Source organism: Pantoea sp. S62 (assembly GCF_016658625.1).
Lineage (GTDB): Bacteria > Pseudomonadota > Gammaproteobacteria > Enterobacterales > Enterobacteriaceae > Pantoea > Pantoea vagans.
In genome coordinates this window covers 1-11284 of the sequence record NZ_JACVVI010000034.1, presented here as the reverse complement: position 1 = coordinate 11284, position 11284 = coordinate 1, and the positions used below count along the sequence as shown (strand labels likewise).

Here is an 11284-nt window from a genome sequence, read left to right as displayed (position 1 = left end):
TGCGTGTGACCGGCCTGGCGGAGAACGTGAGTCAGCTGCGGGCACTGATGCGGGGAGAGGTGCGTCCTGCATATGCGCGGGCGGAAAGAGAGGGTATCCAGCTGTTCCTGGCGGGCTGCGCCGGTCTGCTGCGCCCGGTGACGGACGAAACGTATGCACCTTTCCCGGCGCTGACGGCAGCGGGGCAGGGCGAAGACTCGCCGGAAAACCGCGCCTTTACGCAGTGGCTCGCGCAGCTGCGCGACGGCGCAGAACTGACGGACAAAACCTGTGACCGGCTGCATGACCTGTGGCTGGCCACCGGACTCCGCAGCCGCACGTGGGATGCGCTGGATGATGAGGTCAGGGCAGTAATGGATGTCCGGTGGCAGCGTAAGTCTTTCGACTGGTCAGGCGTGAGCGGGAGCAATCTGAGCGAATTCTGGAGCCGCACGTGCGATAGCGATGTTACTGCAGAGGATTCGGCTGAGTTTGACATGCGCCTGCTGCTCCCCACCCGTCTCGATGTGGAAATCAACGGCTTCAACGGTGGCCTGCTGGACGGTGTGCCGGGCGGCTATGAGTTTTATATCGCGCAGTACGGCGTGAAGTGGCCGGTGGGGTACGCACTGGAAGTAGGTGATTGCGGGCCGGACTTTCTGGAGGTGGATTTTGACACCCCCTGGTCTCCGCCGGACGGCCGGGTATTTGAAGTCCTGAGCAGCCGTTTCGGTGTGACTGCTGAGCACTGGTACGCCGAAAGCGGCTGCAGCTTCTGCGGGTTTGCCGTTTACAGTGACGGCGAACTGACCGACAGCCTCTGCAGTGAGCTGGAGTGGGGAGATGAGGATGAGGACGGGATAACGTACGTGACCGGGCCGGACTGGATAGTAAACAACATCGGCCATTATGGCGGCTGACGGGAGGCGGCGGGGGAAGCCCCGCCGGACAGAATGATGAAAAGAGAACTTACTCTTGCGGGCCTGATGGCCAGCCTGTCGGGATTTGCTCCGGATACGCCGTGCGTAGCCCATATCTGGATGGCGGACGACTTTGAGGACATTGACCCGGAACTTACGCCCGGTGAAGTGACTGCAGCGATCGAACTGGCGGACAGGACACTGGATGCTGACGTCAGCCTCAAGCTGGGGATTTATGCGCGACTGTGCAGAAAACGTGAAGGCCCGGAGGGAAGCAGAATGACTATCTGGCTGGTCAGTTATCAGGAAGAGACAGGCAGCACTTCACACGAATACCACATGCTGCTCACCGGTCAGGATCTTAGGCTGGCCGAAGCCGCATGCGAATGGATGGGGGAAACCTGGTGGCCGCCGGAACGTCCCGTCTGTTCGCAGGGCTGCTACTGGCAGTTTGATCGGGGCAGCGTCTGGCTGAAGAGCATCGTTCTGCCTGAAGAACGTGAGGCACAGGCGCTGGCCGGCCTGCGGTTCCTCGATGAGTGGATGGTAAGCGGTTCGCCGGATGCGCCCGTCATCTGCGACCACAGCGACTGCCGGTGGGAAGATTACCGGCCCTGACTTTTTCACCCGATGCCGCCCCGACCGGCGGCATCTCATCTGTAAGGGATAAGGATGTCGCTTCGCTCCGCCTCTTTTGCCGCTTCCCGTCCTGCGGCCGGAAACCGGCAGGGATAAAGTGCCGTGCCCTCACGGTAGCCGGGCCGCTTCGCCTGCAAGCAACTGTGTTCACGACTGTCTGATGATGATTTTTCTCCTGCTGAAAGAAAGACAGAGTGTGTGTGGATTTTGAAATTTAATGGACACAAATGCTTATCCTCCAGCAGCAGCTGTGAGAATACGAAGGAATTTTCTACAGAAAGATTAATTTAAGGCTTATCAGTCACGAACCGATAACTCCTGTGCGGCAATAAGCCCGCCCGGAGGACATCACGATGAATTTTTTGCTACGATTTTCCATCCCAGCCCGCTTAACTGCGGGGTTTGCTGTCGCACTGGGGTTTCTTGTTTTCATTACCCTAATGGGAACATTCGAGCTGAGTAAAACCAATGATGTGCTTGATGATATTACCAGTAACAACAATGAACAGATAACAGCTGCGGCGGCGATGCAGGCCGCTTCCTATAACGCCTCAGTGACGGTTCGCAATATGCTTATATGGAGTGACCCGGATCTGCTGGCCAAGGAGAAGGTAAATCTTGCAAAGCATCTGGAAAATTTCAGCAAGTCACAGGCGCGACTGATTCAGCTGTTTGCGGCGGCCGACCGTACGCCGCAGGAAGAAAAATTTTATCAGGACATCCTGTCCAGTCAGGGTGTACTTTCTGACGGCCTGAACAGGGTGAGCGACCTTGCCGTTGCAGGGCAGGCTGAAGCGGCGAAAGTTCTGATGAAAACGGAGGTCAGGCCAAAGCTTATTCCTGTTCTGTACCACGCTACAGACATTGTGACATATGAACAGGGCGAAAATGAACGACTTGTCACCACGGCAAGAGAGGAATTCCGCTCATCCAGAATCATCATCTTTTCATGCGCCACACTGGCGTTTGCACTCAGCGGCCTTTTGGGCTGGCTGATTGTACACAGCCTGCGGATACAGCTCGGCGGTGAACCCGCGCAGGCACAGTCGCTGGCGGCTGCGATTGCGGCAGGAGACCTGACGACACCGGTCATACTGCGCCGTAACGACACAGGCAGCCTGCTGGCCTCGCTTGACGGTATGCAGGCTAATCTCCGGGGACTGGTTTCGCAGATCAAAGATACATCCGCGTCAGTGGCACTGGCCGCGGATGAAATTTCTCAGGGCAATACTGAGCTCTCCTCCCGCACCGAGCAGCAGGCCGCCGCCCTGCAGGAAACGGCCGCCAGTATGGAGCAGCTTACCGCTACGGTGAAAAGCAATACGGCAGGCGCGCAGCAGACTGCCGATTCTGCACGTGAAACTGCATCTCTTGCCCGCACGGGCGAAGCGGATGTGGCGCGCATGTCCGAGACCATGAACGCCATCTCGCTGAGTGCGACGAAGGTGCGGGACATTACCGCCGTCATTGAGAGCATCGCTTTTCAGACCAACATTCTCGCCCTCAACGCGGCGGTGGAGGCCGCCCGGGCCGGTGAAGAGGGGCGGGGATTTGCCGTGGTGGCCGGGGAGGTCAGAACGCTGGCCCAGCGCAGCGCCACTGCCGCGCGTGATATCAAGCAGCTGATTGAGCAGGCCGTGACTCAGGTGGAAAGCGGCGTGGAGGTGGCGGCAGGGACGGGGCAGAGCATCCTCAAAATCGTCGGCATGGTGGGCGAGCTGGCGGAGGCCATGGATAACATTTCACTGGCTTCATCCGAACAGATGCAGGGTATCTCTCAGGTCAGCGTTGCCGTCAGTCAGATGGACGGCGTCACGCAGAACAACGCCGCGCTGGTTGAGGAATCCTCTTCTGCGTCACAGTCACTGTCTGAGCAGGCGCACGCGCTGCGCGACATGGTGGAGACCTTCAGGCTGTAAAGCACGTGAGAGGACGGCGGACACAATAAGCGAAAGTTCGCTCCCGCCGTCTTCTGAGGACTGTGTAGTACTGAGCTGAGTATAAAAGCTTTACGCAGTAAGCAAAAAATTGTTACCGCGAGGTCCGCAACCGCATGCATGAAAAGTATCAGCACGTTACCGAAATCAAGGCGCAGACTGACGAGTTGCTTACGCAGCTCAGCGAAGGCGAGTATCGCTCGCTGGACGTCTGGGCCAATAACCTGACGCACCTGACGCTGGCGTTCCGTTCGTTCGGCCCCTACATGGCCGACGCCAGCTTTATTGCGTGGCTGAATCAGCACGACGCCGTGATGGTGTCGGAAATAGCCATGACCGGCCGGGCGCTGATGGCCCTGCGGAACTTTTTCAGGGTGGCATCAGAACAGCCTTAATCACCTCACCTTCAGCGTTGATCTGAATTTATTTTATGACTGAGACAGAATAATCAGGATGGCGCGGAATGGTCCTCCCAGTAAGACCCGCTTCTGACCATGGCGTTGAGTATGGTCAGAAGCTTGCGCATGCAGGCGACCAGCGCCACCTTTTTCGCCTTACCGGCCGCGACAAGCCTGATATAGAACGTCCTGATCGCCGGGTTAAACTGGATGGCGGTGATCACTGCCATATAAAGCGTGCCGCGCACGCCGGCCCTGCCGCCGAAAATTGTGCGCCGGCCGCGCATTTTTCCTGAATCCCGGTTAACGGGGGCAACCCCGACAAGCGCGCTGATTTCGCGGCGGGTCAGGGTGCCCAGCTCCGGCAGTTCGGCCAGCAGGGTGGCGGCGGTGATGTCCGCCACGCCCTTTACGCTGGTTAAAAGCCGGGCCTGCTCACGGAAATGCTGCCGCAGCTGACGGTTCATCTGGCGGGTCACCAGGGCAAGCTCGGCTTCCAGTACCGCCATGATCCGGCCAATACTCTCACGGCCACCGGCGCGGGACGGGTAAAGCCGGTTACGTTCCGCAACCAGCATCTGATTCAGCTGGCGGCGCCTCACCACCAGAGCCGTCAGCGCCTGCCGGGCCGCGTCCGGCATCAGCCTGATATAGCGGCTGCGGTCAGGATGGCCGTCGATCACGCGCGCCAGCTGTGCCAGCATGGCGGCGTCCAGCCGGTCCGTTTTCGCCAGGTGACCCATGGCCCGGGCAAAATCGCGCGCCTGGCGCGGGTTGATGATGACCACGTCATAGCCTTCTGACTGCAGGTACCCTGCAACCGGTGCCTCAAGCCCGCCGGTGGCCTCCATCAGGATCAGCGAGATATTACGTCCGCTAAGCCTGTCTGCGATTTCTGTAAAGCCTGCCCCGTCATTGCTGACGGTAAAAGAGGCCAGGTTTTCTGTTCCTGACACATCCAGCGTGGCCTTGGCCACGTCAATCCCGATGCACTGCAAATCCGGCTGGCTCATGGTGCCCCTCCTTACGATACGAATTCGGGTTCAGACAACTGTCCGGGCTAATGATGAGTGGCCCAGTCCGTGCGCGTTCGCTTGCCTTCGGGCTCTGACGCCCAGGAAGCTTCCCGTGCTGCACGGACCTCGCCAGACCTGCAGAGTCAGTCTACATATTCCCCGTCATATAAGGGAAGCTTCGCCGTCCTGCTCACCCGTTCCCCGCCGTGCGCGGGACATTCAGTCCGCTCCGGCGGCGCGTGCGGCTTGCGCGTCCGCCCCTGCCTGCTCCGCTTTACGCCCGTCTTTGTGGTGGTCACGGCACCACAGGGGTGCCCCCTGACACTGAGGAGCATAACTATGTCCCGATTCATGCGTGGCGACAGCGTAGAGATCATGGCCGGCTTTCCGGATAACAGCATCGACTTCATTCTGACCGATCCCCCGTACCTCGTCGGCTTTAAGGACCGCTCCGGCCGTTCAATCGCCAACGACGTGAGCGATGAGTGGGTGCTGCCGGCCAGTCGTGAAATGTACCGCGTGCTCAAAAACAACAGCCTGGCGGTGAGCTTCTACGGCTGGAACCGCGTGGACGTCTTTATGCAGGCATGGAAAGCGGCGGGCTTTCGCGTCGTCGGGCACCTTGTGTTTACCAAAACATACGCATCGAAATCGGCATTTGTCGGGTATCAGCATGAAAGCGCCTACCTGCTGGCTAAAGGGCGCCCGCCGCTGCCGGCGAAGCCTTTACCCGACGTGATGCCCTGGCAGTACACGGGCAACCGGCACCACCCCACCGAAAAGCCGGTGAGCGTGTTGCAGCCGCTTATCGAAACCTTCACGAAGCCCGGCGATCTCGTTTTAGACCCGTTATGTTGAGCTCAACATAACGGGTCTTATGTAGCGGCAATCGTTATGTTCATTTTGCGCTGTCAGGCCTTACCCGTAGCGCGGTTGAATGTAATGAAGACAACATAATCGGCGGGGACGTGTATTAAAGCGGATGGACCAGTGCTGGCTGTTTTCTGTATCAGTCCGAAGAGGTGTCAGGGTTTAATACCTCTTCGGACCTTAAAGGTGACACTCGATAAATGGGGGTGAAAATTTTTGAGGAAGTGTTTTCTGTTTCTGATTACATACTGTGCTAAACAGTCAGTATCACGCTTCCTGTTGTGCGCCCGGCTTCAAGGTCTGCGTGTGCCTCTGCAGCATGAGTCAGAGGATATTCAGCCCCGACAGGGTTTATAAGTCCGTTCTGAAGGGCAGATATAAGATCTCTCGCTCCCTGCGCGTAAAGTTCTGCGTCATCAGCATAAGCCATTGAGCTTGGCCTCATCAGTGCAATCGAGCGGGTGAATCCCAGCTCTTCAACGCGTACCGGAGGAATGGGACCAGCCGGTTGTCCCAGACTTGCCACCGTGCCAAACGGACGTACCACGCTGAGCGTTGTAGAAAGCATGGTTCCGCCGATCCCATCAACGGCAAGATGTACACCGCGACCATCAGAAATTTCACGTGCCTTATCCGCCCATGCGGCGTCGGTATGAAGAAGTACCTCTTTTGCCCCTGCTGCCTGTGCAATTTTGACTTTTGCAGCAGACCCCGTTGTGCCGATGACGCGTGCACCTTTCATTGTTGCCCAGCGCGTAACAAGCTGGCCCAGACCTCCGGCAGCAGAATGTACAAGAATCCAGTCGCCCTCTCTGACATTTCTGACTTTATGAAGAAGCATATGCGCGGTAAGTCCGCGGAGCATAGAGCTCCCGGCGGTTCGTATGTCAATATTCGTGGGAATTCTGACGAGGCGACTGGCCGGGATATTCCTTATTTCGGCATAGGCTCCCATCGGATTGCCGGTATAGGCAACCCGATCACCCTGAGCAAAAGCCCGGACGTTAATCCCGGTTGCTGTCACTATGCCGCCCCCCTCAAAGCCGAGTATGGCTGGGGAAGAGGATTGAGGATAAAGGCCTGAGCGATAGTAAATATCAACAAAATTAACGCCTATCACCTCATGACGGATCTGAACTTCATCAGGGCCGGGGGCTTTAATGGCAATGTCAGTGGTACGGAGTACTTCGGGTCCACCTGGCTGGGTGATAATTATTGCGGCTGGCATATAGTATCCTCATGGTTAAGTGAGAAAAATTATAAAGTCGTTCAAATAGAGAAAAATACGGGTATAAAAGCTCTATGCATGTGCGGATATGCACAAGGTGGGAATGAATGGACTGGCAGGATTTGAATTGTTTTCTCGCACTGGCGCGTAAAGGGTCCATGTCGGCAGCAGCTAAAGAACTTAATGTGGATCACGCAACCATAAGCCGCCGCATAACGGCGCTGGAAGCTTCGCTCGGACTTCGCCTTACCGAACGTTTGCCCCGGCAAACCAGCCTGACTGAACAGGGAAAAGTTATTGCCTCGGTGGCGAATGAGATGAACAGGATCGCAGATCGGATTCACATACAGGCGAAAGCATTATCACTTTCACCTGCTGTCAGCATAAGGATCAGCGCATCTCCAGCTGTCGCTGCGCAGCTGATTGCACCTGCCATAGCGGGCTTCACTCAAAACCATCCTGATATTGCGCTCTCGCTGGCAGGCGCCTCACATCATGCTCAGCTCAGTAAGGGTGAAGCGGATATAGCAGTCCGCCTGACGAGACCCGATGACCCTGGTTTGTTGATCCGCCGAATAGGTACAATGCATTTTGGCCTTTATGCTTCTCATTCCTGGCAGGAAATTCCACCTGAGAATTGGGTATTCATTGCTTATGAGCGCTCTCTTGAACATATTACGCAGCAAAACTGGCTGGAATCACTGCTGGAAGGAAGGAGGATAATATTCAGGGCAAGCGACCTGATGGCGCAGCAACAGGCCGCCAGGAGCGGGCTGGGGCTTGTCACGTTGCCCTGTTTTATGGGGGATGCTGACAGTTCTCTGTTAAAACTGACCGTCGAATCGCGTCCGCCAGCCAGGGATATCTGGCTGGTCGCTTATCCGGAGCTGAGACGCGATCCCTCCGCAGCTGTCGTTATGGAATTTCTTGCAGATGTCATCAGCAAAGCATGTCCGCCCGACTGAATATTTCGACACGTTTATTCCCGGACTTACAGGACAAAGCATTTCAGAGTGATTTCAGGAAGGCCATTACATCTTCCTGTTGTTTCCAGGGCTTCCTGAGCTGTTCTTTTTGATGTGGTTCACACATCTTCAGCGCCCGGATTTTCATCTGAATATCGACTTCCGCATAAATAAGCGTTGTTGCCAGCGATACGTGACCCAGCCAGGCCCGGATTGTGTTGATGTCTACGCCAGCTCGCAGCAAATGCGTAGCGGTAGTATGCCTTATAGTGTGTGGGCTTACGCGTTTTTGTGAGAGTGACGGAACCGAGGCTGCTGCAACCGCAACATTACGTACTACAACATCTCGGATCCCGAAGCGGGTAAGGGGCCTGTTCTGCCGGTTAACGAAAAGCGTTTCCTGAGACAAGCGGTCCCTGCCCAGTAATTGCAAAAGTCGGGCCGTCTCCGGCCAGAGAGGACAACGTCTGAGCCTATTACCTTTGCCGTGGATCACAACCGATGAGTTATTGTAATGCCCTGCTGCAATGTTCAGGTTTAAATCACCCATTTTGACGTGAGCGACTTCGTCCGCTCTGGCGCCGGTATTATAAAGAAACAGAAGCACGGCATGGTCCCGTCGGCCCTGAGCTGTATCAACGTCCGGCGCAGACAGCAGCGCATCCATTTCATCTTTCTCAAGATAACTGATGAGTGCTGTGCTGCTTTTACGCAGAGGGATACTTTTCAGCCTGCCATACCAGTCGGTGTTTTCAGGTGCATGCATGGCAATAAACCGCGCCAGTGAGCGGATGCCAGCCAGCCGCTGATTGCGGGTAGAAGCACTGCAATATCTCTCATCTCCCAGCCTTATCAGAAAATTGCGAATACAGCCTTCAGAAAGATCCTCCACGAGGAGTTTATCGGTTGCTTTTCCGGCCGCTTCGGAAGCGAAAGGCAGAAGCAGACGCAGCATGTCCCGGTAACTTCTCTGCGTGTTAACTGAAAGGTTTCGCTCACCGATGAGGTATTCCAGCAGAAAGCGGCGAATCCATGAACTGAGCAGGCGGGTATCAGCCATTATTTCCTCCGAGAGCATAATTTTCAAAACGCTGGCTGGCTTCTTCGAGAAGCTCAGGCGTCATGCTGAGATAAACCTGCGTGGCCCTGAGGTGAACGTGCCCAAGATAAACAGACAGTTGAGGCAGCAGCAGCTGTACGTCATCACCGTTCCGGTACCATGAAGTCAGCCGGTGTACGGCAAATGAATGGCGTAAATCGTGTATTCGTGGTTCGTATCGTGCACCATCATGACGGGTAATGCCGCACTCATTGCGCAACCGGCGAAAGTAATTCTGCAGCGTGTAAGTGCATATCCTGTTTCCGGCGGGCGAGACGAAAAACGGGGTGCTGCACTCAGTAGTGTTATACCGGGCTTCAACTGTTAACAGCCTATCCCGTAACTGAGGGGAAAATGGCACCAGGCGCGTTTTACCGAATTTACTCTGGCGTACTTTCAGCACGCATTCCTTCAGGCCGACGTCTTCCCGGTTCAGGCTGATGAGTTCACTGACGCGCAGGCCTGCGGAATAAATAAGCAGAAGGATAAGATGTAAATCGCCAGCGTAAAGTGTTCTGGCCCAGGCCACCGTCTCTGCCGCCTTAAACAGGCTTATCAGCTCAGCCTGAGAGTAAATGTAAGGTTCAAATGCCGCTGGCCGGGCGGGCGACATCACCGGTAGCGGATTTGTATCGGCCAGACCGCGGCTGACGGCATACTGATACAAGCTCCGCAGGCCACTGAGTTTGATATGCCAGGTCTGTGTCAGCGCACCTTTGCCGGCAAGAAAGGCCTTAACGCTTTCAGGCGTCACATCTTCCAGGCTGGCTTCGGCTCCCATAAACCGGCCAAAAGCGCGTGGTGTACAGTTATCCAGCCATATCTCACCCAGCGCCTGCCGGTAGGCGATAAACTGGTCAATCAGGCTCTGAAGCTTCACAGGTATTTCCCGATATCAATATCCGCAACCCTGCGCAGTGCCTTCATGTCCACTTTGGCATAAATGCGCGTCGCATCTGCGTCCGTATGACCCAGGTGCATACCTATCTGATCCAGCGGTATACCGGCTTCCATCAGCCTTGTTGCACAGGCATGCCTCAGGCCACGCGGCCCATACTGAGGCAGAGATACGTTCAGTTTTTTCAGCCGCTCGGACACAAGCATATAGATATCCCGGACTGGTCGTGCGCCGTACAGGGTCAGAAAAACGTGCCGGTGAGGCGAAGGGGGTCTGACATCCTTCAGGTAGCGCAGAACCGCTTCCCCAACCGGTCGGGAGAGTGGAAAAATTCGCTTGCGTCTGGTTTTGGTACAGTCTATGGTCAGCAGTTCGCGTTCCCAGTCAAAGTCACTCAGCTAAAGTGCTTTGACTTCAGATGGCCGTAAGCCATAAATGGCCAGCAGCATGAGAATGGCTGTGGCACGGATATCAGAGGGTTTATCACCTTCAGCGTCTCTCAGCAGTCGTAGCACATCTTCCCAGGCAGGCCCTTCAGGAACAGAATCAAGAGAGTAAACACGCGTACTACGCAGACAGTCTGCCAGTCCCTCGCGGCATAAACCATTTCTGGCACCATACCTGAAGAACGCCCGGAGGCAGTGAGTGACGTGCTGAAGAGACTTTCGCGAATAGTTACGATAACTGCTCAGGTATTTCAGAAAATGCTCGGCTGCCTCGAAAGAGAAAGTATCGGTATCAGAGGCATCATTACATGCGTTCAGATAATGGCGGATAACAAAAATCTGGCCGCTTACCGTTGACGGCGACAGCCCCAGTTCATGCTTCATATAAGACTCAAAATTAGCAAGTTGCATATCTTCGTTGCTGCACGAGCACGCTGCTAACGAACCTGCATCAACCTGAGACGACAAAGCTTCTTTCATGGCAGCGTCTCCTTTGACGTCAGAGCCAGCCGATAACTATTATGTTGACTGATATTTATACACCTGCCCGTCACATCTGCTTTCAGACCTTCCTCACAACATAACGATCTCCACCACATAAGACCCGTTTGCAGGTTCCGGCTCGACCTGCGTCGCGGCTGACCAGTGCGGCCGCCGCTGGATCGGGATCGAACTGCTGGAGCAGTACCACACCGCCGGCCTGCGTCGCCTGGGTGAGCTGCGCGCCGCCCGTGCCGCTCATGCCGCATAACCTTTTCCGTAACCAGACCAGGAGGACAGCACCATGACAGACCAGACACTGGCGCCCGGCAACGACCAGCTTACCGACGACATTAATGACCTGGAGGAGTCGCTTTACGAGTTTCACCTGCGGCTGCGGGACATGACA

Annotated in this window: 11 protein-coding genes and 2 pseudogenes; 7 read left to right on the top strand and 6 right to left on the bottom strand. The window is 55.9% G+C overall.

The features are described from left to right. From IBT54_RS24575 to IBT54_RS24555, 4 genes are all read left to right on the top strand, one after another. Window positions 1-899 (top strand): DUF1281 domain-containing protein (locus IBT54_RS24575; RefSeq protein WP_236263708.1); only part of this gene is annotated, 899 nt, incomplete at its 5' end. Between the two features lie 36 nt (window positions 900-935). Next, window positions 936-1517, top strand: a complete 582-nt coding sequence (locus tag IBT54_RS25310) for a hypothetical protein (protein WP_236263706.1) — start codon at window positions 936-938, stop codon at window positions 1515-1517. 374 nt (window positions 1518-1891) lie between these two features. After that, window positions 1892-3457, top strand: a complete 1566-nt coding sequence (locus tag IBT54_RS24560; protein WP_201253276.1) for a methyl-accepting chemotaxis protein — start codon at window positions 1892-1894, stop codon at window positions 3455-3457. A gap of 134 nt (window positions 3458-3591) precedes the next feature. After that, entirely contained in the window at window positions 3592-3870 is a 279-nt protein-coding gene (locus tag IBT54_RS24555) for a hypothetical protein (RefSeq protein ID WP_201253280.1), read from the top strand. Window positions 3871-3923: 53 nt separating this feature from the next. Here the strand turns inward: IBT54_RS24555 and IBT54_RS24550 are convergent, their stop codons facing one another. Continuing rightward, entirely contained in the window at window positions 3924-4886 is a 963-nt protein-coding gene (locus tag IBT54_RS24550; RefSeq protein ID WP_201253275.1) for an IS110 family transposase, read from the bottom strand. 342 nt (window positions 4887-5228) lie between these two features. Between IBT54_RS24550 and IBT54_RS24545 the strand changes: the two are divergent. Continuing rightward, window positions 5229-5738, top strand: a pseudogene (locus IBT54_RS24545) (DNA methyltransferase); the annotation flags it as partial. A 274-nt stretch (window positions 5739-6012) separates the two neighbouring features. On the opposite strand, the gene IBT54_RS24540 reads toward IBT54_RS24545, so the two are convergent. Beyond that, window positions 6013-6987, bottom strand: a complete 975-nt coding sequence (locus IBT54_RS24540) for a quinone oxidoreductase (RefSeq protein WP_201253274.1) — start codon at window positions 6985-6987, stop codon at window positions 6013-6015. A 107-nt stretch (window positions 6988-7094) separates the two neighbouring features. Between IBT54_RS24540 and IBT54_RS24535 the strand changes: the two genes are divergently transcribed. Then, the gene (locus IBT54_RS24535; RefSeq protein ID WP_201253273.1) at window positions 7095-7952 is read left to right on the top strand and encodes a LysR family transcriptional regulator; all 858 of its coding nucleotides are present in this window, start codon (window positions 7095-7097) and stop codon (window positions 7950-7952) included. A 43-nt stretch (window positions 7953-7995) separates the two neighbouring features. Here IBT54_RS24535 and IBT54_RS24530 read toward each other — a convergent pair whose 3' ends face one another. Genes IBT54_RS24530 through IBT54_RS24515 form a run of 4 tightly spaced genes read right to left on the bottom strand, consistent with a single transcriptional unit; the run spans window position 7996 to window position 10875 of the window. Then, window positions 7996-9012: a tyrosine-type recombinase/integrase gene (locus IBT54_RS24530; protein WP_201253272.1), complete on the bottom strand. Its 1017-nt coding sequence runs from the start codon at window positions 9010-9012 to the stop codon at window positions 7996-7998. Continuing rightward, the gene (locus tag IBT54_RS24525) at window positions 9005-9931 is read right to left on the bottom strand and encodes a tyrosine-type recombinase/integrase (RefSeq protein ID WP_201253271.1); all 927 of its coding nucleotides are present in this window, start codon (window positions 9929-9931) and stop codon (window positions 9005-9007) included. The genes IBT54_RS24530 and IBT54_RS24525 overlap by 8 nt, the downstream gene beginning before the upstream one ends. After that, on the bottom strand, window positions 9928-10347 hold the full coding sequence (locus IBT54_RS24520) for a tyrosine-type recombinase/integrase (protein WP_201253278.1): 420 nt from the start codon (window positions 10345-10347) through the stop codon (window positions 9928-9930). Before IBT54_RS24520 ends, IBT54_RS24525 begins: the two co-directional genes overlap by 4 nt. After that, the gene (locus IBT54_RS24515; protein ID WP_201253270.1) at window positions 10348-10875 is read right to left on the bottom strand and encodes a hypothetical protein; all 528 of its coding nucleotides are present in this window, start codon (window positions 10873-10875) and stop codon (window positions 10348-10350) included. A gap of 121 nt (window positions 10876-10996) precedes the next feature. On the opposite strand from IBT54_RS24515, the pseudogene IBT54_RS24510 reads away from it, so the two are divergent. Further along, window positions 10997-11146: pseudogene (locus tag IBT54_RS24510) on the top strand (DNA methyltransferase); the annotation flags it as partial. Window positions 11147-11284: the final 138 nt, after the last annotated feature.